This is a genomic window from Methylovirgula sp. (assembly GCF_037200945.1).
GTDB lineage: Bacteria > Pseudomonadota > Alphaproteobacteria > Rhizobiales > Beijerinckiaceae > Methylovirgula.
Genome location: NZ_JBBCGP010000001.1, coordinates 2,409,547 through 2,436,201, shown reverse-complemented (window position 1 = coordinate 2,436,201; position 26,655 = coordinate 2,409,547). Strand labels below are relative to the sequence as shown.

Annotated in this window: 23 protein-coding genes and 2 pseudogenes; 10 read left to right on the top strand and 15 right to left on the bottom strand. The window is 58.3% G+C overall.

What is annotated here, in order from left to right:
- Nucleotides 1–168 precede the first annotated feature (168 nt).
- Nucleotides 169–3,496: pseudogene (locus WDN02_RS11940) on the bottom strand (transglutaminase family protein); the annotation flags it as partial.
- 204 nt (nt 3,497–3,700) lie between these two features.
- Here WDN02_RS11940 and WDN02_RS11935 point away from each other — a divergent pair.
- Nucleotides 3,701–4,936 carry a serpin family protein gene (locus tag WDN02_RS11935; protein ID WP_337293705.1) on the top strand — a complete coding sequence of 412 codons (1,236 nt, stop codon included), beginning with the start codon at nt 3,701–3,703 and terminating at the stop codon, nt 4,934–4,936.
- Between the two features lie 6 nt (nt 4,937–4,942).
- Here the strand turns inward: WDN02_RS11935 and WDN02_RS11930 are convergent, their stop codons facing one another.
- From WDN02_RS11930 to WDN02_RS11880, 11 genes are all read right to left on the bottom strand, one after another.
- Nucleotides 4,943–6,148 (bottom strand): lytic murein transglycosylase, encoded by a 1,206-nt coding sequence (locus WDN02_RS11930; protein WP_337293704.1) that lies wholly within the window; start codon nt 6,146–6,148, stop codon nt 4,943–4,945.
- Nucleotides 6,149–6,180: 32 nt separating this feature from the next.
- A complete protein-coding gene (locus WDN02_RS11925; RefSeq protein WP_337293703.1) occupies nt 6,181–6,663 on the bottom strand; it encodes a hypothetical protein in 483 nt (160 codons plus the stop codon).
- Between the two features lie 249 nt (nt 6,664–6,912).
- Nucleotides 6,913–7,152, bottom strand: a complete 240-nt coding sequence (locus WDN02_RS11920) for a hypothetical protein (RefSeq protein WP_337293702.1) — start codon at nt 7,150–7,152, stop codon at nt 6,913–6,915.
- Nucleotides 7,153–7,254: 102 nt separating this feature from the next.
- On the bottom strand, nt 7,255–8,757 hold the full coding sequence (locus WDN02_RS11915) for a TolC family protein (RefSeq protein ID WP_337293701.1): 1,503 nt from the start codon (nt 8,755–8,757) through the stop codon (nt 7,255–7,257).
- Entirely contained in the window at nt 8,754–9,659 is a 906-nt protein-coding gene (locus WDN02_RS11910) for an efflux RND transporter periplasmic adaptor subunit (RefSeq protein WP_337293700.1), read from the bottom strand. The genes WDN02_RS11915 and WDN02_RS11910 overlap by 4 nt, the downstream gene beginning before the upstream one ends.
- A 211-nt stretch (nt 9,660–9,870) precedes the next feature.
- The gene (locus WDN02_RS11905; RefSeq protein ID WP_337293699.1) at nt 9,871–11,904 is read right to left on the bottom strand and encodes an FUSC family protein; all 2,034 of its coding nucleotides are present in this window, start codon (nt 11,902–11,904) and stop codon (nt 9,871–9,873) included.
- A 126-nt stretch (nt 11,905–12,030) separates the two neighbouring features.
- Nucleotides 12,031–12,555 (bottom strand): hypothetical protein, encoded by a 525-nt coding sequence (locus tag WDN02_RS11900; RefSeq protein ID WP_337293698.1) that lies wholly within the window; start codon nt 12,553–12,555, stop codon nt 12,031–12,033.
- A 127-nt stretch (nt 12,556–12,682) separates the two neighbouring features.
- Nucleotides 12,683–13,486 (bottom strand): SDR family oxidoreductase, encoded by an 804-nt coding sequence (locus WDN02_RS11895; RefSeq protein ID WP_337293697.1) that lies wholly within the window; start codon nt 13,484–13,486, stop codon nt 12,683–12,685.
- A 28-nt stretch (nt 13,487–13,514) separates the two neighbouring features.
- Entirely contained in the window at nt 13,515–13,919 is a 405-nt protein-coding gene (locus tag WDN02_RS11890; protein WP_337293696.1) for a heme-binding protein, read from the bottom strand.
- A 38-nt stretch (nt 13,920–13,957) separates the two neighbouring features.
- Entirely contained in the window at nt 13,958–14,380 is a 423-nt protein-coding gene (locus tag WDN02_RS11885) for a nuclear transport factor 2 family protein (protein ID WP_337293695.1), read from the bottom strand.
- A 185-nt stretch (nt 14,381–14,565) separates the two neighbouring features.
- Nucleotides 14,566–16,680, bottom strand: coding sequence for an ATP-binding protein (locus tag WDN02_RS11880; RefSeq protein WP_337293694.1), 2,115 nt, complete (start codon nt 16,678–16,680; stop codon nt 14,566–14,568).
- Between the two features lie 26 nt (nt 16,681–16,706).
- On the opposite strand from WDN02_RS11880, the gene WDN02_RS11875 reads away from it, so the two are divergent.
- Nucleotides 16,707–17,213, top strand: coding sequence for a hypothetical protein (locus tag WDN02_RS11875; RefSeq protein ID WP_337293693.1), 507 nt, complete (start codon nt 16,707–16,709; stop codon nt 17,211–17,213).
- Here the strand turns inward: WDN02_RS11875 and WDN02_RS11870 are convergent.
- Nucleotides 17,194–17,886, bottom strand: a complete 693-nt coding sequence (locus WDN02_RS11870; protein WP_337293692.1) for a response regulator — start codon at nt 17,884–17,886, stop codon at nt 17,194–17,196. The two genes, WDN02_RS11875 and WDN02_RS11870, sit on opposite strands and share 20 nt — an antisense overlap.
- A 284-nt stretch (nt 17,887–18,170) precedes the next feature.
- Between WDN02_RS11870 and WDN02_RS11865 the strand changes: the two genes are divergently transcribed.
- From WDN02_RS11865 to WDN02_RS11845, 5 genes are all read left to right on the top strand, one after another.
- Entirely contained in the window at nt 18,171–18,860 is a 690-nt protein-coding gene (locus tag WDN02_RS11865) for a type 1 glutamine amidotransferase domain-containing protein (RefSeq protein WP_337293691.1), read from the top strand.
- 42 nt (nt 18,861–18,902) lie between these two features.
- Nucleotides 18,903–19,193, top strand: coding sequence for a muconolactone Delta-isomerase family protein (locus WDN02_RS11860; protein WP_337293690.1), 291 nt, complete (start codon nt 18,903–18,905; stop codon nt 19,191–19,193).
- A 233-nt stretch (nt 19,194–19,426) separates the two neighbouring features.
- Nucleotides 19,427–21,247 (top strand): methyl-accepting chemotaxis protein, encoded by a 1,821-nt coding sequence (locus WDN02_RS11855; RefSeq protein WP_337293689.1) that lies wholly within the window; start codon nt 19,427–19,429, stop codon nt 21,245–21,247.
- A 282-nt stretch (nt 21,248–21,529) separates the two neighbouring features.
- Nucleotides 21,530–22,549: an LLM class flavin-dependent oxidoreductase gene (locus WDN02_RS11850; protein WP_337293688.1), complete on the top strand. Its 1,020-nt coding sequence runs from the start codon at nt 21,530–21,532 to the stop codon at nt 22,547–22,549.
- A gap of 555 nt (nt 22,550–23,104) precedes the next feature.
- Nucleotides 23,105–23,728: an alpha-1,2-fucosyltransferase gene (locus WDN02_RS11845; RefSeq protein WP_337293687.1), complete on the top strand. Its 624-nt coding sequence runs from the start codon at nt 23,105–23,107 to the stop codon at nt 23,726–23,728.
- 108 nt (nt 23,729–23,836) lie between these two features.
- Here WDN02_RS11845 and WDN02_RS11840 read toward each other — a convergent pair whose 3' ends face one another.
- Entirely contained in the window at nt 23,837–24,715 is an 879-nt protein-coding gene (locus WDN02_RS11840; RefSeq protein WP_337293686.1) for a glycosyltransferase family 2 protein, read from the bottom strand.
- Between the two features lie 224 nt (nt 24,716–24,939).
- Between WDN02_RS11840 and WDN02_RS11835 the strand changes: the two are divergent.
- Nucleotides 24,940–25,059, top strand: a pseudogene (locus WDN02_RS11835) (alkane 1-monooxygenase); the annotation flags it as partial.
- Nucleotides 25,060–25,136: 77 nt separating this feature from the next.
- On the opposite strand, the gene WDN02_RS11830 reads toward WDN02_RS11835, so the two are convergent.
- Nucleotides 25,137–25,388, bottom strand: a complete 252-nt coding sequence (locus tag WDN02_RS11830) for a hypothetical protein (protein ID WP_337293685.1) — start codon at nt 25,386–25,388, stop codon at nt 25,137–25,139.
- Nucleotides 25,389–25,572: 184 nt separating this feature from the next.
- Between WDN02_RS11830 and WDN02_RS11825 the strand changes: the two genes are divergently transcribed.
- Together WDN02_RS11825 and WDN02_RS11820 are read left to right on the top strand one after the other, a co-directional pair.
- A complete protein-coding gene (locus WDN02_RS11825) occupies nt 25,573–25,698 on the top strand; it encodes a hypothetical protein (protein ID WP_337293684.1) in 126 nt (41 codons plus the stop codon).
- 249 nt (nt 25,699–25,947) lie between these two features.
- Complete coding sequence (locus WDN02_RS11820) at nt 25,948–26,655, top strand: Crp/Fnr family transcriptional regulator (protein WP_337293683.1); 708 nt, start codon at nt 25,948–25,950, stop codon at nt 26,653–26,655.

The window sequence follows — 26,655 nt, the reverse complement described above, 5'->3', positions numbered from 1 at the left end:
ACGTAACCGCGCCCGGAGCGAATACCAACATCCGCGTCGGCAGCACCGAGACGGGCGGCGGCGCGAAGAAGGACTGAGGCCTCGTCATTGCGAGGAGCAAAGCGACGAAGCGATCCAGAAACGACTCCTAGATTGCTTCGCTTCGCCCGCAATGACGCTAGTGCCGGCCCGCAAATCCAACGTGAGTGGAAATTCGCTTGAGCGTTCCGGACGCGGTACGCCGATCACGCCGGGCGTATGGCCATAGGACTGGAAGCGCGCGAGCCGACGCGCTTCCGCCTCATAATTGTTGACCGGGAACGTGTCGTAATTCCGGCCGCCGGATGCGACGTGGTACACGCAGCCGCCGAGCGAACGTCCGGTCCAGGTATCAATCACGTCAAACGTCAGCGGCGCATCGACAGGCAATGTCGGATGCAGACCGTGCGAGGGCTTCCACGCCTTATAGCGCACGCCCGCCACGGCCTCGCCGAACGTGCCCGTCGGCGTCATCGGCCAGCCGGCGGCCATTGCAGGCGATGACATGGCGGCCCTCGATGAGGCCGCTGCACTTCACCTGCAGACGCTCGACGGAAGAATCGACATAGCGAACCGTGCCGCCGATCGCGCCCTCTTCGCCAAGCACATGCCAGGGCTCAAGCGCCTGGCGTAATTCCAGTGTCACACCCGCCCCGCTCAACCACGCCATAGACCGGGAAGCGGAATTCCCGCTGCGCTTCGAACCACAGCGGATCGAACTCGTAACCGGCACGCTGTAAGTCGCTGAGGATTTCAAGAAAATTCTCCCAGACGAAATGCGGCAGCATGAACCGGTCGTGCAGGGCCGTGCCCCAGCGAACGAACTCGCCGTCCTGCGGCTCGCGCCAGAACCAAGTCAACAGCCCACGCAGCAGCAATTGCTGCGCGAGGCTCATTCGCGCGTCGGGCGGCATTTCGAACGAGCGAAACTCGACAAGGCCGAGACGTCCAGTCGGTCCGTCCGGCGAATAGAGCTTGTCGATACAGATTTCGGTGCGATGCGTGTTACCGGTCGAATCGACCAGCAAATTGCGGAACAGTCGATCGACGACCCACAACGGCACCTTCTGCTGCGGATTGGGAACGCTCGCGAGCGCGATCTCCAATTCGTAGAGCTGATCGAGCCGCGCCTCGTCGAAACGCGGCGCCTGGCTGGTCGGGCCGATGAAAAGCCCGGAGAAAAGATACGACAACGCCGGATGACGCTGCCAATAAAGCACGAGGCTTTTGAGCATGTCGGGCCGGCGCAAGAAGGGCGATTCTTGCGGCGTCGGACCGCCGAAAACGATGTGATTGCCGCCGCCGGTGCCGGTGTGGCGGCCGTCGGTCATGAATTTGTCAGCGCCGAGACGCGACTGGCGGGCGTCCTCGTAAAGCCCCTTGGTTGTTGCGACGGCCTCGTCCCAGCTTTTCGCTGGATGCACATTGACTTCGATGACGCCGGGATCGGGCGTGACCTTGATGACATCGAGGCGCGGATCAAATGGCGGCGGATAGCCCTCGATGTGAACCGGCGTTTTCAACGATGCAGCGGTCGCCTCGGCCGCGGCGAGAAGCTCAAGATAATCGGCGAGCTTTTCGACCGGCGGCATGAAGATGCAGAGGATGCCATCGCGCGGCTCGACAGAGAGCGCCGTGCGCACCGCGCCCTCCACGATCTGCTGTTCGACACGTTCCTGATGCGCGGCATCATTGGACGCGACGCGTTCGAACTGCTGTCCGAGGTCCATCGGATCGGGAAGACTGCCGCGCTCCTCCAGCGGATCCTGCGAGACGATGAACGGATAGGATGCCGGCGGCACCCAGGGCAGCGAGGACAAAGGCAGACGGTAGCCGACGGGGGAATCGCCCGGCACGAGAAACAGCCGCCCGCGCCTCAGCTTCCAGCGCTCGCTCGTCCAGCGCGACTGCGTCTCCGCTTGCGCGTTCCAGCGTTGCACCGGCAGCACGAATCCTGATGCCGTCGTGAGACCACGGGCGAAGGTCCGGACCATACGATTGCGCTCTTCCGCATCTTCGATTTTCGGATCGAGCGGATCAGCGTTTTCCGGCAGATTGCCTTCCTTGACGAGCCAAGTGGTCGGGTCTTCATATGCGGCGAGAATACAATCGCCTTCGATACCGAGCCGCGCGGCGATCCCGGCAGTGAGCTTTTCCGCCTGCACGCGCAAGGCTTCCTCAGCCACCGCATCGCGCGGCATCGTCCGAATTTCTTCGGCGGTCCGCGTCACGGGCACGGGCGCGATCAGCGCCGGATCCTTCCAGATCGGCTTGCCGTCCTTGCGCCAATAGAGCGCGAAGGCCCAGCGCGGCAGCGTCTCGCCCGGATACCATTTCCCCTGCCCGTAATGGAGCATGCCGCCCGGCGCGAAACGGGTCCGCAGGCGCCGGATCAATTCATCGGCGCGGCTGCGTTTCGTCGGGCCCACAGCCGCGGTATTCCATTCGGGAGCTTCGAAATCGTCGATCGACACGAAGGTCGGCTCGCCACCCATCGTGAGCTTCACGTCCTGCGCAACGAGATCGGCGTCGATCTTCTTGCCGAGCACATCGAGCTCGTCCCAGGCTTCCTCGGAGAACGGCAGCGTAATGCGCGGCGCCTCTGCGACGCGGGTGACATTCATTTCGAAGCCGAATTCGACCTGCGCCGGCTCGACGGCGCCGGAGATCGGCGCGGCAGAGCGGTAATGCGGCGTGGCGCAAAGCGGAATATGTCCTTCGCCGCAGAAGAGACCCGACGTCGCGTCCATGCCGATCCAGCCGGCGCCGGGAATATAGACTTCGGCCCAGGCGTGGAGATCGGTGAAATCGTGTTGGGTGCCTTTGGGTCCCTCGATCGGATCGACATCCGCGCGCAGTTGGATGAGATAGCCGGAGACAAAGCGCGCGGCGAGGCCGAGACGCCGCAAAATCTGCACGAGCAGCCACGCCGAGTCGCGGCAGGACCCCGAAGCCAGTTCCAGCGTCTCCTCCGGCGCCTGGACGCCCGGCTCCATGCGGATCACATAGCGCACCGCGTTCTGCAGATTGGCGTTGAGATCGACAAGAAACGTGATCGTGTGGATCGGCCCCTTCGGCAGAGCCGCGATATATTCATCGACCCGCGGACCCAACGGTTCGGCCTCGAGATATGGCGTCAGCTCTTTTTTGAGTTCAGGCGCGTAGGCAAAAGGAAATTGCTCGGCAGACGGCTCGATGAAAAAGTCGAACGGATTGATGACGGCGAGTTCCGCGGTCAGATCGACCTCGATCTTCAATTCGCTCGTCTTTTCGGAAAGACGACCCGGGCCAGCCAATTGCCGTGCGGATCCTGCTGCCAATTGATGAAATGGTCCGGCGGCGTGATCTTGAGTGAATAGCTCGCGATCTTCGTGCGGCAATGCGGCGCCGGACGGAGCCGGATGGTCTGCGGCCCGACTTCGATCGGACGGTCATAACGATAATGCGTGACGTGATGGATAGCGGCGGAAATGGTCAAAGGAACATCCGGTAAGGTCGCGGTGCTCTAGCCTAAGAACGTGGCAGGCACCAAGCAACTGCTAGAGCACCACGCGGCCGCCGTATCTCTTCGCATTATGCTCTTCCGCTAGGCGTAGCGGCGCGATGCTGAGCACTGACGGATATTACCGCGCTACCGCCACAATCGACGACCATAAATTCCTCATTGCCAAGGTGAAGGCCCATGAATTTTCGGCGGATACTGACGGCGTCTCCACTATTTGTCGCGCTGGCCGGTTTTTATGACCCTGCGCTCTCCCAAGCGCCAGCGTCTCCCAGACCCAAGGACGCGCTCGTCTCCGCCTATAATGCAACCGGCGAGCGCCTGTTTCAGGATCTGGCGCAGGCGCCCGGCAATATCGTGCTCTCGCCTTATTCGATCGGCAGCGCGCTCTCGATGGTGCTTGCCGGCGCGCGTGGTGAAACCGCCACAGCAATTGGCGATACGCTCGGGCTGCATCTTTCGGACGTGGACCTCGCGAGCGCCAATTCAGGCCTGATCGCCGGTCTCAATGCCGCCAGCGGCAAGGATTCCGTCACGCTCAATTCCGCCAATGCACTGATCGAGGTGAAGTCTGGCATTGTCGATGCCGATTATCGCGCCCTGCTGCAAAAATCTTATGATGCGGAAGCGTTCACGGGCGATCTCGACGCGATCAATGAATGGGTTGCGCAGAAGACCTCCGGCAAGATCTCACATATTTTGAGCGACCTGCCGGACGACACCGCCCTCGTTCTCGCCAACGCCGCTTACCTCAAAGCCTTTTGGCAAAATCCATTCGACAAGCGCGTGACCAAAGACGGACCCTTTCATCTGAGCGCGTTGAACGCGGTTCAGGTGCCGATGATGCACGACGAAGACAATTACGCGCTCGTCAAAGGCGACGGCTACAATGCAATCCGCCTGCCCTATCGATCGGACAACGGACGTCTCGGCATGATCGTCGTCCTTCCCGACACGGTCAACGGAGTCGCGGCCCTTGCCGCGAAGCTGGGGCCAGATCAACTTGCCGAACTGCTGGCCGATTTGAACGCCGCGAGCACCATCGATGTACGATTGCAAGTGCCGCGCTTCCACGCCGACTTTCAGAAAAGCCTTGCCGCGCCGTTACAAAAGGCTGGCATGGGCTTGGCTTTCGAGATGGGGAGAGCCGACTTCAGCGGCGTGACCGGAAAGCCGACCGCTGACCTGCCGATCGCAATCGGCGACGTCGTCCACCATGCCGTCATTGACGTCAACGAAGAGAGTTCGGAGGCCGCCGCAGCGACTGTCGTGGAGGAGTGGGCGGGCGCCATGGCACCTGAAAACAGGCCGGTACCGGTGCCCTTTATCGTCGACCGTCCCTTCCTGTTCTTCATTGTGGATCAGCAAACCGGCGCGGTCTTATTCCAGGGAAGAATTGCCGACCCGAGAAAATAGCCTGCGCTATCTCGCGTCCGCTTTGGCATGCAGCAAAGCAAGCAGACCGGGCCCGCCAATGCCATCCGCCGGCGCATCCCGCGCCTCAATCTGGAATGCGTGGATCGCGTCGCGCGACGCCTGTCCAAACTTGCCGTCGAACGTACCATGATAAAGGCCGAGCTTCGTCAGCAAGTGCTGAATTTCGATCTTCTCCGAACGCCGCCAGAGCTTTTGATGTTGCGGCCATGCTTTGCGGAGGCCATTCCGGCCTTCGATGCGATCGCCCAGACATGCGAGCGACAAAGCGTAAGAATCCGAATTGTTGTAAGCCTTCAAAACCCAGTAATTTTCGCTGAGCAAAAACGCTGGACCGCCGGCGCCGGCAGGCATGAATAGAGTCGCATTGCCGTGCGGCATCGCCGCGCCATTCGCGGCCTTCACGCCCGCCGCCGCAAAGTCGCGAAAATCCGCGTGCAATGTCTTGAAGTCAAAATCCTTCGGCAGCACGACTTCCATGCCCCAAGGCAAAGCCGGGTTCCAGCCCGACGCGCGCAGGAAATACCCGATCGACGCGAGCGTATCGGCCGGACTGTTCCAGATATCCGGCACGCCGGCCCCGCGATAGCTCACCGCATATTTGAGATAGGCCGACGGCATGAATTGGGGATCGCCCATCGCGCCGGCCCAGGAGCCGACAAGCCTCGCGCGAGTAAGCTGGCCTCTTTGCAAGATGACAAGCGCAGACAGAAGTTCGTTGGAAAAGAGATCGTTATCTCTGCGGTGAAAGGCGAGCGTCGCCAGCGAGCGAACGATGTCCTTGTCGCCACGGTCGCGGCCAAAGTCGCTTTCCATGCCCCAGGCAGCGAGCAGAATGCCGCGCGGCACGCCGTAGCGGCTGACGACAGTGTCAAGTTCGCCGTGGTAGGTCTGCGCCAATGCCCGCCCGCGGGCCACGCGCGTCGGCGATACGGCTTCTTTAAAATAGGTGGACAGCAGCCGCTCGAACTCCGGCTGCTTGGCAACAGCAATCGGCACAGACGGGTCTTCGCTTAGTCTGTCCAAAACCCGCGTGAATGTCGCGCGGCTGATACCTTGCGCCGAGGCACGCGGCCAGAGACTTTCCAGAAAAGCATGGAAGGCGCCAGGATCGGCCTTCGCTGGGACGCAGAAAGCCAGCGATAAGCAAATCGCAAAAAAATAGCAGCGAGCGGTCAAGCTAATTCTTTGCATGACGTTGCAGTCGATTCCGGATGACGCCGTTTCTATACCCGATGGAAATTGACGATTACGATAGCCGTCGTGGCGCCACTAAGGTTGATCGACGCATATTGCGAACGGCCGTGCGTAATCAACGAAAGCGCCGCGGTCACCCCAAGCCCCGAGATCAAACCTCGAATGGTGCCCGCGTGCGCGACCCCGCTCAAAGAGCCGCTCACGCCGCTCGACGTCTCCCGCCATGTGCCCGAGAGCCGTCCATCGATTTCGACAACGTCGCTATGGACATCGATGATAAAATTGTCGCTCGCGCAGCGCAGGATTTGTTGCAGGCTCTCGCCGCCGGACGAAACGAAATAGATCGCGCGGCAGCGAATTCTTTCGCGCGTGCCGCTCATGGTGAGCGTGCCATTGCCCGCCCAATTTCCAGCAAACGCTGAGAACGGACCGGCGAGACACGGATCGCCGATCGATGTCATCAACGCCGCGGCGGACATGGCCGCGGCAAATTGCGATCTTAGCCCGTTCAAACGTATTTAGCCCCCATCTCGCAAAGGGTTGCCGCCATCGAATCCATTGCGTCAGCACATTTCGGCCGCCGGCGCGCGAGCGGTTTGCATTCAGGCCATCGAGAGGTGTCCAAAATCCACCGAAATCGCCGGAGCGCTCTTCGGTTTTCAGCCCAGCAAAAAGCCCCGCAGCGCGCGCGCCGCGAGGCTACCCATAGAAAGATATTGTTCCGATCGCGACCCGGATCGGCCGCGAAATCAAGATAAAATTTATTGCGGCATCACCTTCAGGACCTGCTGGTGCAAATAGTCAGGAAGATCGTCCACGGACATCATGACATACAGTTTTCCGTTCATCCTGACGATCTCCATCGGCATCACCGTGCCGTCTTTCATCGTAACGGACGAGTGCGTGATCATTTCGACGGTTTCTTGAATGTTGACGGCGTTGGCACCTGTGGCGACCAGAATTCCGGTGGCGATGGCGACGATAGTTGCTCTAACTCGCATATTCGCACTCCTTTTGTTCCCTAAATTGGGACGGTGGGAAACTATCTTTCTTCTATAGGACGCGCAATCCCAGCGGCACGGGCGCAGCGCCATCCTCGGTTCTTATAGCTGGTTGGCTGTTTGTGACGGCGGTGTCACGATCGGCTTATGCGGCGGTAGCCGCGGCGATTCCCAGCCGCCACCCAGCGCTAGAAAAAGCGTGATCTGATCGTCGACAATTTTACCATCCAGCATGGCAAGCGACTGATCCGCGGTAATCAACGCGAGGTTGGCGTCGAGCACAGTCAGGTAATTTGTACTTCCGGCCTTGAAAAGCGTCTCGGCATCACCGGCTGCGATCGCCGCTTGGTCGCGCGATGCGGCGAGAAGCTTGCGCTGGTCGAGATCGCGCGCATAAACGACAAGCGCACTTTCCACTTCGCGCAGAGCCGCAAGCACCGCGCCGTCAAATTGGGCGAAAGCGACTTCGACATCGGCTTTTGCGCCGCGAATGTGAGCTTCAGCCACCAGCCGATTTGGAAAATCCCAGGTGATTAGCGGACCGGCGGAATATTTCAGCGTGCTATATTGAAGGAGGGCCACGTTCGGGCCAACCGACGCGGCGGACAGTCCGAACGTAACCTTCGGATAAAGATCAGCGATCGCGACACCAACCAGCGCCGTCGTCGCATGAAAGATCGCTTCCGCCCGACGGATATCGGGACGTCGCGCGACGAGCGTTGCACCGTCACCGATCGGAACCGGCTGACCGAGCCGTGGCTCGTCGGCGCAATGCGCGACTGGCGCCGGAAATTCCTCCGGCGGCCGGCCAGTCAGGACCGTCAGGCGATAGAGCGCCACTTTTTGAGCGGCCTCAAGCGGTGGAATGCTGGCGCGAACGCGATCTTCCAGCGCCTTCGCCCGCGTCACATCAAGGGAAATACCGCGCCCGGTCTGAAAGAGTTCACGCGTGAGCTGCGTGCTTCGTGTTTGCAAAGCCACAGATCGCCGAGCGATCGCGATCTGCCTGCCCGCAGAGCAGACATCTGAATAGGCTTTCGCTGTCTCGGCGACGACGGTGATCCGCGTCACGTCGTAAGCCTCGCGTGCGGCAACAACGTCCGCCTTCGCTGACTCGATCGCGCGGCGAATTTGGCCGAAGAGATCGATTTGATAAGAAAGACCGCCGCCAAGGCTGTAGAGGCCTTGCGGCGGGATGTTCACATTCGGAAGCAATTGTTCCTGCGGCGAGAGGCGTGTGAATGTCGGGTCGGCTTCGAGTGTCGTCGTCGGAAATTGCGCAGCTTTGGCAATGTCCGCCCCCGCCTCTGCCCGTGCGATTGATGCAGCCGCGACACGCAAATCGGTGTTGGCCGCGAGAGCCTGTTCGATCAGTGCATCCAGCGTTGGGTCGCGATAGAGACGCCACCAGTCTCCAGTGAGTTCGTCTTGCGCAAAGACGGGCCGCTCGCCTTCGACGAAGCTGCCATTAGCCGAAGGCCGATCGATGACGGCATTTAAGGGCCGTTGATAATCCGGCCCAACCGAGCAGCCGCACAAAGCTGCGGCTGCAAACAAAGCCGAAGCTCTTCGAAACGCCTCCGAGATGCGCGCGCTGCGCATCATTTGGCCGATCCCGGGGCCGAGTTATGGAGAATGTCGACGGTGGCTGTCCGGCCCATGATGAGCCGGACGTGGCCGGGATTGTCATCGACATGGATACGCACGGGAATACGCTGCGCGAGCCGAACCCAATTGAACGTCGGGTTGACGTTGGCGAGCAAGTCGGAATCCGGCGTGCGCTCCCGGTCCTCAATGCCGCGTGCAATACTCTCGACGTGGCCTTTTATAACATGCGTCTCGCCCATGAGCTGGACGCGCGCCTTATCGCCGACGCTGATACGCGGAAGCTTTGTCTCCTCGAAATAGCCGATGATGTAGAAAGAATCATCGTCGATGAGCAGCAACGCCGCCCGGCCAGGCGTGAAATAATCACCCGGTCGCAGATTGAGATTGGTCACGCTGCCGTTCACCGTTGCCTTGACATCCGTACGGCTCAGGTTCAGCCGCGCGAGATTGAGCGCAGCCGTTACCTGGTCGACCGCAGCGCTGAGTTGTTGCACGCGCGTATCGCTTTGTTCGCGCGTCTCGGACGAGGCCAATGTGCCGAGCTTTATATTCCGGCGATTCTCGCGCTCGGCCTCTTCAAGCTGCGCACGTGCGTCGGCCTGCCGCGCCTCAGCATCCGCGACAGCGATCTGATAACGCGACGGATCGATGACGAACAGCGTATCCCCGGCGCGAACGACCTGATTGTCCCGGACATTGACCGACACGACAAGGCCGGCAACATCCGGCGCGACTTCAACGAAATCGGCGCGGACCCTGCCGTCACGCGTCCAAGGTTCGACCTCGTAATGAATCCAGAGTTCCCGCGCGACAACGAGTGCCACAGCGACAATGCAAAGGGTGATGACGACGCGGCCGGCGGTACGCAACGCCGACGCAATATTACTCAACGCAGCCACGTACCTGCCCCTCCCAAGGGCGGAAGCGTCTCCACCATGATGCCCCAAAGGATTACAAACAGACCGATGTCAACCAATCTGCGGTGCCATACAATCTGGTAGAAACCAAGCCAGTGTAATAACGGCCTTATAATCATCAGAGCGAGGAAGGCGGCTAAAGCCTCGACCAACGCGCCGCTGAAATAAACGCCAAACAGATTCGCTTCCGCAATCACTTGACGCTTACCATAGGTTGGTAGGCCGCGGCCTGTGGAAAAAGGCCACGCCGAAGACCGACGGCGGCGAGAAGCCCGGCCCTTCGTTCCGCCGTTTTCGGCAGGCGAAGAATGCCTGCCATGATGGCGTCAAGCATATCGACGGCGCTTTGCGGCAAAATCTCAGGGCGGCCGTTTGCCAGCGACTTAAAATGCCTGCCAAGCATTGCCATGAAGCTCTCGATGCGCTCCTTTTCAGCCCGGTCAACCACGCTGCACAGGTGGTTGAGTTCGATGATGGTGACGCCCAAACGCAGGTCCGTCAAAGCATCCATCAATTCAAGGTCGGCGCCGTGGGGCAACCTGGCCAATCGGGAGATGAGAAGGCCCATTCTGTCGATCATCAGGCTCGCCCAGCCGGGTTCATCGGATGGCGAGGCCGAAAGAGCAGCAAGATCGCTCCAGCCCGCCCGACGAATCCGCTGCGCAACCTTTTGCGCCGGAAGTACGCGCAGGGTGCCCAGACTGATGAAGCCGAACAGACCCCCGATGACGAGTGCAACGTAGGCATTCATAAAGGCTGCGAAGCTTGAAAGAAATTCGGGCTGAAGTGCCAGGCCCGCTGAAAAGCCGACCATCGAGCCAAGCGCCATCGTCGCATATTTCGGCTGCGCGAAGAAAAAGCCGGCAAGAAACACGACAGGAAACAGGACCAGCGCCAGCATGGCGAACCCGTCTATCGATTGCAGAATGGCGAACTCATAAAAAACTGCGAATGGAAACGCGATGAAAAATCCGTAGATCAAGGTCCCCGCCATCGGTGTCGGATCGTCCGCAGCGATGAAAATCGAGCAAAGCACCGCCGTGATGGCGATGGCGGTTGCGCCATTTTCCCACTTTGTCGCGATGGTGAAAGCAGAAATGGCGATAATCGTCAGTGCGACGACAATAGCGGAAAATAGTGCGAGGCCAGCATCGGTATGTAACGTGCGCGGCCGTCGATCGCCCGGCAACGCTTGCACCGCCGGATCGATGCGTGTCGGATTACCCAGCGCCGCGGTGAGCACGAGGCATTCCTGCCATGCACCGACCAACTCGGCGAGGCGCGCGCTGAGACTCGCACATAGCAAATTTGGCCAGTCCGCGGCTTCGTCGGTGCGCGGATGGAGCCGTTCGATTTCGCTCACAATCTGGGTATAGCCGGCCTTGTCCGCAGCTTGCGAACTCTTCAGCCATGTTGCGACAGCGGCTACGACTTCCTCGACGATCGGGGGGATCGGTCCAATCTCCCGCAGCGCCGCAAAGCGATCTTGCACAGCGCTGGTCAGGGGCAGAAGCGAGACGAGACGTTCCTCAAGTGCGCGCAGAACGCGCCTAGCAGAGGCAGGGAAGTCTTCCTCAAAGCGCAAATTCGTCGCCATGAGGCTCAGATCCGTCAAGCCCGTCGCGATATGCTGGTGCTCAAGCGCAGGTCCCAACGAAGCCGGCTCTGCCAGCACGTCTCTGATCGACGTCCGCGCGTCGGCGAGAATTTCGTTGAGCTTCCCCTGCATGAAAGCCGTCACGCTGCGTGGAAACAGAATGCTCTGGACCACCGCGGACGCCAGCACGCCGATGACGATCTCCTCGGCACGCGCGACGCTGACGTCGAAGAGCGCGGTGGGGTTGGTCGCCTGCGGCAGGCCGACGAGCGCCACCGTATATCCTGCGAGCATGAAGACATAGGCGCGCGGTGTGCGATCGAGCAGCGCACCGTAAAGGCATAGGCCGATCCAGCCGGCGAGCGCGAGGATCATGAGTTCCGGCGCTTGCGATAGATTAGGAATGATGAGCAGCGAACCGGCTGCCCCGATCAGCGTGCCGACGACACGGTAAGCCGCCTTGGCCCAGATCGCACCAACCAGCAATTGCGTCGGCTGGGCGAGAAAAACCGTAACCATCGCCCACCAAGGATTGGGAAGATCGAGGGCGAAGGAAACGTAAAGTGCCAGTGCTGTCGCGAGATAAGCATTGATAGCGAAGATGAACGATCGCGCACGAAAGATCCCCATTTTTCAACGCGACTCCGCGCAAACTCCAGTGTCATTGCACAAACTATGGGAACACGAACCCAAGCTCCGGATCAAGCACTTTGAGGCACCTGTCCCCCCATGAAAACATCTCAGAACAGCTATGCGTCAAGGGTGCTTCGGCGGCGCGGGCGGCACCGGCAAAGCGATGTCCGTCGCCATCCGCCAGCCTTGTAGGGTCTTGATCCATTCCACGATCATGAGGAACGGCTTCGGCGCGGGGTTCTGGCCGGCGTAGGACACCGAAATCTGTAGCGGAACATAGGTCTCGGCGACATCTTTGGTGAGACCGACGATTCTCTCCCGCGTATAATCGGGAGCCATATGAAACGTGCCTTTGTAAAGGGCGCCAAAGTGCGCCAGCACCACGTCCTTGCCCCAGAACCCCGCCCAATTGCCCTGAGATGGATCGGACGTTTTGGCGACGAAAAGTGTCGAAGGCGAATCCCAGACATATGGCGCGACCGCCTTGACGTCGTGCGCATTCTCGGCGTCGATGATCTGTTTGTAGAGTTGCCGCAATTCCGTGAAGGATTCTGTGTCTAGCGGGTCGGCGGCGGCGTTTGGACCTGTGGTGGCGAATATCGCTACCACTCCCAACGACCCGATGAAAGTTCGCGCCAAGCTCTGCATTGTCAACTTCCCTTCACCGCCTTTTAAAAGCGGATCGCCAACGGATAAGGACAACGCCGCGGTAGCGCCATCATCCGGTCGTATAATTACTTCGAGGCATCAAAGCGAAAGCCGTACGCGGAAGATTTCAAATCTTGCGGGCAAACATTTCGGCCTGGTGTTTTTTGAGCGCGTCTTCGATCACAGTCGGGAACACGTTGCGGAAATGACCTTGCTCCGCGGGAATCACCTCGATCATTTTATTGATCATGTCTTCGGGGTCGAGACGCCCACCGGGGCCGCCGATGAGATCGGCGACAAGCCTTCGCATCGCGTCGCGCTTCGTGAAATTGATATCGTCGTCGAGCCAGCGAAATGCGTTCTCCGCCATCGCTTCGTTGAAGCCGGTCAGGAAGGCACCGGGATTGATAGTCTGTACCTGAATGCCGAAAGGTTGCAGTTCTCCATACATCGCCTCAGCTATAGCTTCGAGCGCATGTTTCGTCGCGGCATAGGCGGAAAACCCCGGCGGACTGAACAGACCGCCCATCGACGAGACAAAAACGATCTTCCCACGCGTGCCGGCCGCGACCCATTTCTTCACGACCTGCTGCGTCAACCCCAATGGTGCAAAGACATTGATCTCGAAATTCCTGCAGACAATATCCAACGGAATTTCCGCAATCGGGCCGCCCTCGCCGATGCCCGCGTTATTGACGAGAACATCGAAATCCCATCCCGCCGCTTGCTTCACGTCGTAGGCGTCGAGCAGATCCAGCTTTTCGATCCGCAACGATGGCAATCCCAACTCTTTGGCCTTGAGGCGTAAGGCGGTAACCTGCGGCCACAAATGCGCCGCCGCGATCACCTCGTGTCCTAAACGCGCCAAGCCGATCGCGGCACCCTCGCCGAAACCAGAGCCGGCACCCGTAATCAAGATTTTCCTCGTCATCTTCCGCTCCACGATTCGCAAATAAGATTTACGCGCTGAGTGCCGACAGTCCGGCGCGCGCTATCTCAAAATCCTGCGCCACCTGTCCGCCCGAGACCCCGATGGCCCCAATCAATTGACCGCTGCTTGTCTTCAGCGGAATGCCGCCAGCAAAAGTCACGAGGCCATCATTGGTCAGCTCAAGACCCTGCGCCTGCGCGCCGGGCTTGCACACCTCCCAGACCTGCTGCGTTTCCATCTGAAAAAGAACGCTTGTCCGCGCCTTCTTCATCGCAACGTCAATCGAGCCGAGCCAAGCGTGCTCCATGCGCGCAAAAGCTTTAAGGTGGCCGGCCTCATCCAGCACAAGAACGGTCGCCGCAACGCCGATCTCGACTGCTTTCGCTCTTGCCGTCTTTACGATTGCCTCTGCCTGATCCAGGGAAACCGACATTGCGATCCCTCCTCGCGTTTTCCGATAAGAGATGAGTGTCAGGCTTTCTTGGCGACGATGTCGGCAAGCCCGTTCGGATAGATCGCCTCGGCTGCGAGGACGACGTCGATCGCCTCGCGTAAGCGCTTGATCTTGCCGTTCTCCGCCTCGAGATGACCAAAAAACTGCTGGTGCACCTGTTTGCCGTTGATGCCCGATGCGTGATTGATGAAATATTCTGCGAAGACTTGATCGGGCGTTTCGAGATGAACCTTGATGTTCTCGAACTTGAAATCCGGATAGAGCGTGCCGTGTAGGAAGGTCAGGAACTTCGTAGTTTCCTCGGGCCCTTTGTTGACGGGCGGTACGCCTATCGAGGCGAGATAGGGCAGTTCCAAAGTTCCCTGCTCTGCGAAGAGTGCGCCTGATTGTTCGGCGTTTCCGGCCAGATAAGCCAGCATGAGCTCTTTTGCGGTTTTCATGACTCTGTCTCCGTCCAATGCTGCCGTTTGGCATTGGTAAGAGCGTGTCATGACAGGCGCGGCGCGACTATCAGATGGCTGTCTAAGCGTACTCATACGTCAGGATGATCATTTTCGCGCGGCGATGTGCCCGCGAGCCGGCTTCCCCGCAATGGGTAGAAACCCTCCGATACCTAAGTATGATTTTATGCTGACCGCAGTACCGCGCCGGGCTCACGCGACGGCAACAACACGGTGAAGCACGCGCCCGCATTACCGGCTTTGTTTGCGGCGCGAATCTCACCGCCATGCGCTTCAATAATCGAGCGGCAAATCGGCAGACCGATGCCCATTCCATTTGCTTTCGTTGTAAAAAAACTTTCGAAAAGCCGTGCAAAAATATTCTCGGAAATGCCCACACCGTTATCGGCGACATCGAGTCTCACATAATCATCTTCCGCGACACTCGTCGTAACCAGAATCTCGCGCGGACGGCGTTCACTTTGAACCATCGCCTGCATAGCGTTGACGGCCAGATTGACGATCACCTGCTGAAGCTGCACTGGATCACCGCGCAGGCTGGGCAGGTCATCGCCGAGCCTAAGCGAACTCACAACCTCATTGCGCTGGAGTTCGTGACGCAGAAACAACATCGCCTCCTCGACGATGTGGTTGACATTAACAGACTTATATTGCGGGCTTGCCCGCAACGCCATTGAGCGAATGCGATTGATGATGTCGGCAGCGCGTTGCACTTCCGCGGCGGTCCGGTTTGAAAGATCGCGGATTTCATCAAGATTGGGTGGCGAATGGCCGAGCCAGAGCAGGCTGGCTTCTGTATTCGTCGCAATAGCCGTGAGTGGCTGATTGACCTCGTGCGCGATCGATGCCGTCAGCTCTCCAAGTACGGAAACGCGCGCAGCATGCGCCATCTCGGCTTGGACATGCGCAAGCATTTCTTGCGCTTTGACACGGTCTGTAACATCGATCAACCCGACAAGGCTCACGTTTTCCGCGCCTGTGACGGGTGCGAACGCGGCGAAGAACAAAACATCGAGAAGAGTGCCGTCGTGTGCGACGAGTTTGAGTAGCGCCTCGTAGCCCCTCTTGCCCTCGTAGCGCGCGAAGACAACTTCCCGGTACGCATCGAGTGACTCCATCCAATAGCGTTTGATCGACCCTTGGAATTCCTCGACCGAGCGCCCGCGCAACACTTCGACGGCGCGCTGATTGACCTCCACGATCTGTTGACCTTCCATAATGTCAATCAGAACGTCCGGATGATCTTTCAGATGTTGGCGAAAGTCGCCGATCCCTTGCTTTTTGAAGCGGTTGACGATTTCGACGGCTTTACTTCCGTCGAGCCTCAGCAATGGCACGGGCAGGAAATGGAAAAAGTTCTGATGCCGCCGCTCTGTCGCCTCGCTCTCAGCCTTTGCTCTTTTCGCATCAGTCAGATCAAGAATGCCGACGAGCAGGCGCGCTGAAGACGATAATCGGCGCGGATAAGACACGGTGAATATCGTCTCGAGCCGGCGTCCATCGAGCGTCCGGAACGCGACTTCCGCAGAATAATGCGCGCTTCCCTCGAAAGCGGCGACGACGCTGCCGGCGAAAACGTCCAGGCTTTCATCCGGCCAAAACGGGTCGAGGCCCTCCAGCAAGTCAGAGCGATCACCGTTGCCGAAAGTGGCGACGCATTGGTCGTTCACATCGACGATGCGTGTTGCCCGTATCATCTGCCTGACGAAATCCGGATGAGTCAGGAAATATTGTCGTAGATCTTCAACGCCCGACGCCATTAAGTCGCGGACCATGGCTCGGACGTCCGAAAACTCAAGTTCCCAAAAGCAGGCAACTGAGGCCTGAAAAAGATTCTGATATTGATATTGGACCCGGTCGAGCGATTCCTCCGTCCGTCTCAGCTCGGTCACGTCGCGGCTCGTCTCGACAATGTCGAGCATGGCGCCGCTGCCGTCCCGCCGAAGCGACCATTTCGTGCTCACGGAAATGAAGCCGCCATTTTTGGTTCGCCGCAGAAACTCGCCCCGCCAGATGCCCTTCTCGCGGACGTCAGAGAGAATTTTCGTCAACGGCTCCGAGGGCGAGCATTTGACGAATGACTGAATATCGCCACCGATGACTTCTTCGCGCGTCCATCCGTAAAGACGCTCTGCACCGGCGTTCCACGCCGTGATACGAAGATCCAGTCCGAAGACAGCAACGCTTTCCTCGACCAAATCGAGGGCGTCAATATCCGGCTCTGTCGCCGCTGGCTGCGCGTTGTCGCCCAATGGTGCTTTAGAATCCGGCGTGGACACCTAAAAGAAACTCCACACAAACGCCAATGTCAGGGCGCAAGCGCCCGTTCTATACATTTGATAAGCGCTTCCGCTTTGAAAGGCTTACGAAGCAAGCAGAAGGCGCCGGCGGCCCGCGCGAGCTCCTGCAAGCGATCTTCAACACGCGCCGTGATCATGATCACGGGAACGCCGCAGTTCCCATCGTTGAGGCGCTGCTTCAAATCGATCCCGCTCATGCCCGGCATTTGAATGTCGGTAATGACACATTGACAATTATCTTGTGCCCCCGCCCGCAAAAAATCCTCGGCAGATTCATAGGCTCTGGCGTCAAATCCCTTCGCGCGCATAAGAGCAGTGAGCGCCGATCGTGTCGCCATATCATCATCTATGATCGATATAATCGTGTTGCTCACGATGGTCGCCTTTTGCCGGGGAATCCGCAAGTCCCCGAGCGCACCATCGCACCGCCGCTGTTCCAGTCAAACCATACATTGGTGCTACGGAGGCAACGTTCTATCCTCTTGTCGGTCATCAATGGTGGTCGTTTGTAGTCGAGCCGGCCATTCTCAGCAATTCCGCCATCTTCACGAGATCGGCGAGGGTTCGGGCGCCCATCTTTCGCATGACGGAGCCGCGGTGAATCTTCACGGTTATCTCGCTGAGGTTGAGATCGCCCGCGACCTGCTTGTTCATCTTCCCCGCCGTGACCAGCGTGAAGACCTCCAGTTCGCGCCGTGTCAGCAGGGAATGGCGGTCACGTATCGCCGAGACCTCCGCGTTGTCCCGCTGCCAATCCCGGTCTCGTGCGAGCGCGGTGGAAATGGCATCGAGAAGATCCTGGTGGCGGACGGGCTTGGTCAGGAAATCGACGGCGCCAGCCTTCATTCCCCGTACCGACATCTGGATATCGCCATAGCCCGTCATCAGAATAACGGGCAGGAAGATACCCCGCCTGCGCAGCGAATCCTGAAAATCGAGACCATTAATTTCTGGCAAACGTACATCGAGCAATAAGCACGAAGGCACCGGGGGAAGCGCGCTGGTGAGGAATTCCGCCGCGGAACTGTAGAGCCGCGCATCGTTGCCGACAGAGCGGATAAGGCTTGCCAGAGCAGCCCGTACCCCGTCATCGTCGTCGATGATATGAACCAATCCCGGTTGCGCCATACCTGGAACATATCGACCGCGATCTTCGGCGGCAACAAGGTTAGATCGCTGCAGCATCCTCGTTTCCCCGTTCCGGCGTGCATATGGCGGCGGCGCAATGCACCTCTCAGCACTGCACCACGATAAGAAGAACCAGCCCAGCGAAGGAACAATTGAACACCGGTTTGTTCGCCCCATACCTTCGTATAGTGCCGCCGCTCCGGCTTCCCCACCCAAAGGTATAGCGCTTTCCAGCCTCTGATCTAATGGCGGGCGCTCTTTCCGCTGGCTAGCTTCTCGCAAGTTCAGCCGCCGGAGCATGACATTCAAGCATCGCGCGGAACGGAAAACGGGAGCCCACCATGAAAGTTCTGTTTATCATTTCCAGCTCTGACACTGCTTTCTGGCTGTCGGAGGTCACCCATCCTTATTGGCATCTGACGGAGCGCGGCGTCGAAGTCGACTTTGCGAGTCCCGCTGGCGGCAAAGTTGTTTATGATCCCTACAGCGACCCCTATTTCGAGCACTCCATGGAGTCGGAAGACCTCGTCAGTAAAGGTTTTCTGTCGGACAAGACACTCGTCGCCAAGCTCGATGAAACCTTGAAACTAAAAGATGTCGATCTCGATGCCTATGATGCCGTTCACGTGGCCGGCGGCCGTGGTGCGACGTTCGATCTCTACCCGAACGAAGATGTGGCGGCGGTTCTTGAGCACTTTTGGAGCAAGGACAAAGTTGTCGGCGCCATTTGCCACGGTGCGATTGCGCTCGGCAACATCCCAGCGCGCATCCGCGGCCGGCGGACGACTGGATACACGCTCGAAGGCGATCTTGATTTGCAGCGTATTTTCGGCAGCGGCTTTCTTATCCCGCATTATCCGCAGACCGTCCTCGAAGACGTCGGATCGATATATTCGCGCGTCGGCGCCAACGATCCCTATGTCGTAAAGGATGGCAAGCTGGTCACCGGGCAGAATCAGCAATCAGCATCCGAATACGCCCTCACGCTGCTTCATACGATGACAGGGGTGAGCCCCGTCGCAGTGAAATAAACGCGCTTCCGATCGAAAACGCTCAGGACGATGGAGATTTCGATGCTGTTTCATGTGGCGATGAGTGTGAAGGTCCCGCTGGACTTCGATAAAGACAGATTGGATGAACTGGGCCGGCGCGAACACGAGCGCGCCGCCGAGCTTCAGCGCCAGGGAAAATGGCTGCACCTTTGGCGCGTCGCTGGACAACGCGCGAACATAAGCATCTTCAGCGTCGAGACGCCTCTGGAACTGCATGAAATTCTGGAATCCCTCCCCCTCCGGCCATTTATGACAATCGATGTAACGGCACTTTGCCGACATCCCGGAAGCCTCAAAGAGGAAGCCCGCTGAAGACGTCTCTAAAGGGTTTGCCGCTTGAATCCGACCGGCGAACGAGAAAAGTTTTGAACTGAGGCGTGGCCGTAAACCTTGTTTAAATATAACTCACCCTATTCTCACGACAATTGGATTGGTGGTGAGGGCTTCAGCGCCTCACACCGTAGCGCCAAAAGAATTTTGATGCCGATTTCTATAATCCACCGAATTATAGGGTTTTCGAGCATCTGAATATCGAAGGACACACGATGCTCGGATTCGAAATCGACACTTCAGATCGCAAGGGTGTGCTTGAGGCTCTCAGCCGGTCGCTGGCAATCATCGAATTTGACCCCGATGGAAAAGTTCTCACCGCCAACCAAAACTTCTGCGATCTCTTGGGCTACACTCTCGCGGAAATTCAAGCCCGCCATCACAGCATGTTCGTCGATCCGGCTTTTTCGCAAAGTCAGGCCTATCGCGATTTCTGGAAAAAGCTCGCGAGTGGAAAATTCGATGTCGCGGAGTACAAGCGCATTGGAAAAGGCGGCAAAGAAGTCTGGATACAGGCCTCTTATAATCCGGTCGTCGATCGCCGCGGAACAGTCACCAAGGTCGTCAAAGTCGCCACGGATATTACCGCGGAAAAGCTCAAGAACGCGGAATTTGCCGGCAAATTAAATGCCATCTCGCGCGCGCAGGGCGTCATCGAATTTACAACCGATGGCGAGATCATCACAGCGAACCAAAATTTCCTCACGACTCTTGGCTACACTCTGGAAGAAATCCAGGGCAAACATCACCGTATATTTGTCGATGCCGAGTACGCGCAATCGGCGGAATATCGCGATTTCTGGCGGCGGCTCCAGTCGGGCGAGTTCATCGCGGCAGAATTCAAGCGCATCGGCAAGGGTAAGAAGGAAGTTTGGATTCAAGCGTCCTACAATCCGATTTTCGACATGAACAATCGCGTCGTGAAGGTCGTGAAATTTGCGACCGACGTGACCGAGCGCGTCGTCGCGGTCAAGGAAATCGGCGCGGGCCTCGCCCGGCTCGCTGACCAAGACCTGACTTACGAGATCGCTCGCGAATTTAATCCATCGTTCGAAAATCTGCGCTTGGATTTCAATCGCTCGGTCGAAAACCTCAGAAATGCGCTAGTCCAGATCGCGCGTGGGACTGATTCGATAAGTTCCGGCACGCGCTCGATCACGACCGCGTCGGATGACCTTTCGCAGCGCACGGAACGCCAGGCCGCAAGCCTGGAGGAAACCGCCGCCGCGCTCGACGAGATCACGGCTGTCGTCAAGAAATCGGCCACTGAGGCGATCCACGCGCGTCAGGTTGCGGCCGAGGCCGACGACGATGCGAAGAAGGGTACGATTGTCGTTCGCCAGGCCGTCGAGGCGATGAACGCCATTGCAAAATCAGCCCAGCAGATCAGCCAGATCATCGGTGTCATCGACGAAATCGCATTCCAGACCAACCTTCTTGCGCTGAATGCTGGCGTCGAAGCCGCACGCGCGGGCGATGCCGGTCGCGGTTTTGCGGTTGTCGCATCCGAGGTGCGCGCGCTCGCCCAACGTTCGGCGGAAGCCGCCAAGGAAATCAAGAGCCTTATTTCCAGTTCGAGCGCTGAGGTAGAAAATGGCGTCGCCCTCGTGGCCGAAACGGGAAAGTCGCTGGAGAGAATTCTGGCTCAGGTCGTCGACATCAACGGCATCATCGGCAATATCGCCTCAGGCGCGCAGGAACAATCCGCCGGCTTGCAGCAAGTCAACACGGCCGTAAACGACATGGATCGTGTGACGCAGCAAAATGCGGCGATGGTCGAAGAAACAACGGCCGCAAGCCACGCGCTCGCGGAAGATACCGCACAAGTTGAGGCGCTCATTGCCCAATTCCGCATTGAGACCGGCAAAGAGAACGCCCCTGTACCCTATGAACCGCGCAAGAGCACAGCGCCCGTCAGGCAGCCCGAAAAGATGGCGCGCGTCAGTAACGCGCGGCCGGCAAAACAAGCGGGTCGCGGCTCGCTGAAAGCAGTCGTGGGCGGCGGCACTGTCAGCTCCGATTGGGAAGAGTTCTGAGCTTTCACTTACGGCTCGACGCCCGCGCGGTCCGCAGGCAACCTCGCGCGCACGCCACGCCTTGAAGGCCCCACTGGCATTGCTGCAAGCCTATAAGCCTCGCCAGAGCATGACCGCTGCGACTATCGGCGCAGCGCCTCATTTACGCCCGCCATTGCGCTTGTCCGGACGGCTCACGAAATAGAGGCAAGCGAGAACGTCGCGTCGCACGCGAGCGGTGATGCCGCGGCGGCGCGATCAGCATCGTTGCGGCTCGCCATCAACGTCCATCCCGGAGCAACAATGACGGCCCTGTCCATCCTCGATCTCGTCCGCGTCACGGAGGACACCGATGCGCGCGGCGCGCTCGACAACGCCCGCGATCTTGCGGTGCATGCTGAAAAATGGGGTTATCGCCGCATCTGGGTGGCGGAACATCACAATATGGCCGGTATTGCCAGCGCCGCGACATCGATCGTGATCGCCCATATCGCTGCGGGGACAAACACGATCCGGGTCGGCGCCGGCGGCATCATGCTCCCCAACCACGCGCCCTATGTCATCGCGGAACAGTTCGGAACCTTAGCGCGCTTGTTTCCGGACCGTATCGATCTGGGTCTCGGCCGCGCCCCAGGCACCGACCAGCTGACCTTGCGGGCGCTGCGCCGCTCGCCTGAAGCGGCCGATAACTTCCCTCAGGACGTGCTTGAATTGCAAGCTTACTTCGCGCCTGCAGGCCCGAATCAGCGGATCGTGGCCGTGCCGGCGGCGGGAACCGAGGTGCCCTTGTGGATTCTCGGATCGAGCCATTTCGGTGCGATGCTCGCAGCGGAACTAGGCCTGCCCTATGCCTTCGCCTCGCACTTCGCGCCCGAATTGCTGATACCGGCGCTGGAAATCTACCGCAGCCGTTTCAAACCCTCCGAACAACTCGACCGTCCTTACGCGATGGTCGGCGTCAACATCATCGCCGCGGAAAGTGACGCGGCGGCATGCAGGCTGGCCACGACGCAGCAGATGTCCTTCACCAACATCTTTCGCGGTGCGCGCGGCCTGAGCCAACCGCCGATCGACGACATCGAGACTTATTGGTCGCCTTTGGAAAAAGCACAGGCGACGAAGATGCTGGCCCGTTCGATTATCGGCTCGCCAGATACGGTGCGTTCAGGCATCACCGCGCTCAGCGCCGAGACCGGCGCTGACGAGATCATGATCGTCTCTGATGTCTATGATCACGCCATGCGGCTGCGCTCCTTCGAACTCATCGCGGAAGCTGGCGGTCTCGTCGCCGAACCGGCCGCCTTCTCGAATGAGACCACCTGATCCCAGACCGTGCGGGCCACTTGCGCGTTGGCGCGCCAAGGGTGTGTGATTATCCATCCCAGTCGATAACGGCGCTCGCTGTTCCGGGCGGAAAGCTGAATTTGTAGCCCCCGCAGCCAGCAACAATTGGCGATATGGAATCCAATACGAGCACCGCGCATGTAGATCGCGTGTATCGATGGTCTAGGCATCCCGCACCGGTCGCAGCCGTCGATCAGGTCTTGCCGGCCTTACTAACAGCATCACCAACGCCGATCTTGCTCAGGGCGGCGTCGCGACCATCAGAGGAAACCTGAGCGCGGCGCCGTCGAACGCTCGGGATTTTGCGATCCAAGATCTGACCAACAACGTCCCGCCTGACATGATCAACGATCTGATCCCGATCCATAATCATACGATCGCCAAATACGCGGCGGTCGCAGCATCATTCGGGAATTAACTGAGCACGTTACCCAAGGTAAACTGCGCTTCAATAGCTACTCTCCTTGGGTCTGCGAGGAGAATGGCATCGAGTATGATCACCTCTATCCGAAGATAAAGGAATATTACGGTGGCATGCTGAGATCGCGCCTGTACGAAGAGCAAAGCTTCGCTTATCAAGAGATACCTTTTTTAGAACACGTCGACCTGAGAGGAAATTTTCAGTGCGAATGGTATTTTCGCGATGCTGAGGACGCGATACGCGACCTTCTCGCCGAACCCGAAGGTATCAAGAGTCAATTGGATGAATTCTGCCGGATTAAGAAGCTGAGTGACTTCGACGCCATTCACATCCGTAATTATTCTCTGTCTCCGGATAATAAGGGAGACCCGATGGGGCGGTTGCCCGACGAGTATTTCATCCGAGCGCTGAAAGAGCTGGAATCGGATCGGCCACTGGTCATCACAACGGATGATCTGGCAAGAACGGGGAGTTTTCTATCTCGCATTAAGATGAATCGGCCTCATATCTTATTGCGTTCGGACGACGCGCTGAAAGACTTTCATCTTTTATCGCGAGCAAAACGACATGCGATAAGCAATTCGAGTTTTTCCTGGTGGGCGGCATATTTGGGTGGTCCTGACAATATCGTCATCCCGCCACACAGATACTATTGGTTCAAGGACGGATCACGGCAAGATGCGTTTTGGGACCCGCGCGACCTCTATCCAGCGCGATTTCGCGAGCTGATCTATTAGTCGGAGCTATATCCTCACACTGACGTGGAACAAAGCTCGCAGGAACTGACGCTTTTGAAGTCGTCGCGGCGTCATTTGGCAACTAGGCAAGCGCAAAAATGCCTCAAACTAAATCCGGCGCGTGTCATCCCACTTGTATGGCGACAGTTTTGCCCTTCCCCGCGGTACAGGGTCCATGAGGGAGGCTTCAATCAGCGAATGTGGGCCTTCGTATCGCTGCGAGAATGTCTCTCTGAGATCGGTTCCAAACCATTCGTCATAAACCTTATAATCTGCGGAATCGTTCCAATGTTGATTGCCTTGCAACGCTTCATCGATCTTCGCTCGAAGCCTCGGCTTAATTTTGTGGTGTAGGAGACGCGCAAAACAACCCGCGTCGTTTCTATTGACCGGAAACGGAAGGTGAGTTGATGCATACGAGGTGCGTCGATCAAAGACGGTGAGCGGATACTTCGAAAGCAGCGGAGGAATTGCGCCTCTCGAGAGTTCCATTCTCATTCGGGGGCCTCCATTAACCCACGGGCCGTTTGCTCGCTGATCGGTGCGTTCAGGGGCCGCATCGAAATAAACCCCGTCCTCAAGATCGTAGAGGTCGATCATAGGCGCGAATAACCTCTTTCGCCCCGATCGTTGCAAAAGCCCGATCAAATCCGGCAACCGGACTTTCTCGAAAGCTTCGTACACGAGCAATTCGTCAGCATCGAGAGTCAGCACCCATTGGCCGAGTTGCATCTTGAAGGCAAGATAATCAGTCCAGAGTCTTCCGCAAAAGGATTCCGAAAAAGGCTGCTGAGTCGAGAACAAGTGCACGTCGTGCTGACCAGAAAGGAATTCGACCGTTCCGTCGTCCGAAGCATTATCGACGAAAACAAATTGGTCGACGCCCAACCTCCTATAGTGCTCTAAAAATGCGGGGAGAATATCGGCCTCGTTTTTCACGGCGCAAAACGCGCAGAGCCCAGAATTCACCGATGAGCGTTTCAGCAAGACGAGCCGGCTCTCGCGTTGGCAGAATTTGATCCATGACCGAGCGTTAGGCCAACGCCACTCTTCGAAAACGATCGCTTTTTCCCTGAAAAACACGGCAATTCCCGACCCGGCCCCGGTCCATGCGAGGCCCGGCTGACGTCGGCCCCGGAATCACAACCGTACGTTGTGTATTAACCCTTACCGCCCGTCCACATCCGCTTCAGCTTCTCGCGCCGGTGCCAGGCATCGCCGCGCTCAGCGCCGAGACCGGCGCCGACGAGATCATGATCGTTTCTGATGTCTATGATCACGCCGCGCGGCTACGCTCCTTCGAACTCATCGCTGAAGCCGGCGGCTCCTAGAAAGCCGCCGTTTTAATGGACTTTGCCTTATCAGGGCTTCTACACCGCGCTTAGCGGGGTTCTGATCAAGCAGGCAATTAATAACGGCAATGACGGTAGCCGTGCCGCCAATAGCAGCGATGGTGATGATACCCGAGCCCTAGTGCACCGTTTACAGTCCCAACGCCAGCACCGATGGCGCCTCCAACGACAGCGCCAACAGGCCCCGCGGCTCGATTACCTCGATGGACGCCTTCCTCCGCGCCGCCAACCAAACCTTGCGCGTGCGCAATCATCGGGGAAGACATCGAAGCGAAGAGTCCAAGAGCGATAGCAAAACGAAATTTCATAAGTTCTCCAGAGGTTGAAACGGCGCACCCGTGCCCAAGCCAGCGTGCGTCTGTGAACGAACAGGGATGACGGTTAGTAGCCGTATCCGCCACAGAGGCCGGCAGCTATTTGAATCGGGCCGCAGTAGCCGCCGCCGTATCCATAGCCGTACCCATGTCTGTAGCCGCCGGCATATCTGCCGCCATGACCATAGTGACCGCCGACGAAGTGACCGCCCATGTGGCCGCCACCCATGTGACCACCGCCGCCATGGCCGCCACCGCCATGGCCGCCACCGCCATGGCCGCCACCGCGGGCATCAGCTATTGAAGGTACCAAGGACAGCGTCAGCACCGCTGTCCCTGCAAAAAGGATATTCCTTATCGTTTGTTTCATGTCGATTTCCCAGTAAATATAATAATTTACATAGTAGGAACGGTTGAGACGCCGGTTCGTTCCTAGATAATTCAATGACGAACGGTGTTAAACGAAAAGGTAAAGCGCCCTTTTCCGCGCAGCGCGCAATTTATACACGTGCTCATCTCAATTTACTGAAAGCGCAGATGGCGAGGGACTAAGATGAGTGAGACGAAGATTCCTAAAAAAAAATCAGGAAAGGGAAAGACGCGATTTGATCCCGCGGTTTTTCTTGAGACCACAGCCAAGGGCCGCGTCGTGTCCGCACATCGCAAGGGCGAAATTCTTTTTTCGCAGGGCGAAGACGCGGACGCGATTTTTTACGTCCGGAAGGGCAAGGTCAAAGTCACTGTCATCTCGAAGCAAGGCAAGGAAGCCGTCGTCGCAATTTTGGGTGCGGACGAATTCGTGGGCGAGGGATGCCTGATCGGGCAGCCAAAGCGCCTGGCGACAGCGAGCGCGATGACGGACTGCGTGACGATGCGCGTGGATAAGACGGAGATCATGCGCGTGCTTCGAGAAGAGCCCGAGTTTTCCCAGATGTTTGTCGCGCATATTTTAGCGCGGAATGCCAGGGTCGAAGAGGATCTTGTCGATCAGCTCTTCAATTCAACCGAGAAAAGGCTCGCACGGCTGCTGTTGCTGTTGGCCAATTTCGGCAAGGAAGGGCGGCCGGAGCCGTTAATCGCGAAGATCAGTCAGGAGACGCTTGCCGAAATGGTCGGCACGACCCGATCACGCGTCAGTCATTTCATGAACAAGTTCCGCAAAGCGGGCTTCATCAGCTATAATGGGCACCTTGAAGTCCACAGTTCATTGCTGAGTGTGGTGCTGGCAGACCACCCGCGAACTATCGATTCGCCATCATGA

Excerpts from the sequence above, each read along its gene's own strand:
- WDN02_RS11935 (WP_337293705.1), top strand. The coding sequence starts at position 3,701 with ATGAATTTTCGGCGGATACTGACGGCGTCTCCACTATTTGTCGCGCTG.
- WDN02_RS11930 (WP_337293704.1), bottom strand. The coding sequence starts at position 6,148 with ATGCAAAGAATTAGCTTGACCGCTCGCTGCTATTTTTTTGCGATTTGC.
- WDN02_RS11920 (WP_337293702.1), bottom strand. The coding sequence starts at position 7,152 with ATGCGAGTTAGAGCAACTATCGTCGCCATCGCCACCGGAATTCTGGTC.
- WDN02_RS11915 (WP_337293701.1), bottom strand. The coding sequence starts at position 8,757 with ATGATGCGCAGCGCGCGCATCTCGGAGGCGTTTCGAAGAGCTTCGGCT.
- WDN02_RS11905 (WP_337293699.1), bottom strand. The coding sequence starts at position 11,904 with ATGGGGATCTTTCGTGCGCGATCGTTCATCTTCGCTATCAATGCTTAT.
- WDN02_RS11900 (WP_337293698.1), bottom strand. The coding sequence starts at position 12,555 with ATGCAGAGCTTGGCGCGAACTTTCATCGGGTCGTTGGGAGTGGTAGCG.
- WDN02_RS11895 (WP_337293697.1), bottom strand. The coding sequence starts at position 13,486 with ATGACGAGGAAAATCTTGATTACGGGTGCCGGCTCTGGTTTCGGCGAG.
- WDN02_RS11890 (WP_337293696.1), bottom strand. The coding sequence starts at position 13,919 with ATGTCGGTTTCCCTGGATCAGGCAGAGGCAATCGTAAAGACGGCAAGA.
- WDN02_RS11885 (WP_337293695.1), bottom strand. The coding sequence starts at position 14,380 with ATGAAAACCGCAAAAGAGCTCATGCTGGCTTATCTGGCCGGAAACGCC.
- WDN02_RS11875 (WP_337293693.1), top strand. The coding sequence starts at position 16,707 with ATGTCAGGGCGCAAGCGCCCGTTCTATACATTTGATAAGCGCTTCCGC.
- WDN02_RS11870 (WP_337293692.1), bottom strand. The coding sequence starts at position 17,886 with ATGCTGCAGCGATCTAACCTTGTTGCCGCCGAAGATCGCGGTCGATAT.
- WDN02_RS11865 (WP_337293691.1), top strand. The coding sequence starts at position 18,171 with ATGAAAGTTCTGTTTATCATTTCCAGCTCTGACACTGCTTTCTGGCTG.
- WDN02_RS11860 (WP_337293690.1), top strand. The coding sequence starts at position 18,903 with ATGCTGTTTCATGTGGCGATGAGTGTGAAGGTCCCGCTGGACTTCGAT.
- WDN02_RS11855 (WP_337293689.1), top strand. The coding sequence starts at position 19,427 with ATGCTCGGATTCGAAATCGACACTTCAGATCGCAAGGGTGTGCTTGAG.
- WDN02_RS11850 (WP_337293688.1), top strand. The coding sequence starts at position 21,530 with ATGACGGCCCTGTCCATCCTCGATCTCGTCCGCGTCACGGAGGACACC.
- WDN02_RS11845 (WP_337293687.1), top strand. The coding sequence starts at position 23,105 with ATGCTGAGATCGCGCCTGTACGAAGAGCAAAGCTTCGCTTATCAAGAG.
- WDN02_RS11830 (WP_337293685.1), bottom strand. The coding sequence starts at position 25,388 with ATGAAATTTCGTTTTGCTATCGCTCTTGGACTCTTCGCTTCGATGTCT.
- WDN02_RS11825 (WP_337293684.1), top strand. The coding sequence starts at position 25,573 with ATGACCATAGTGACCGCCGACGAAGTGACCGCCCATGTGGCCGCCACC.
- WDN02_RS11820 (WP_337293683.1), top strand. The coding sequence starts at position 25,948 with ATGAGTGAGACGAAGATTCCTAAAAAAAAATCAGGAAAGGGAAAGACG.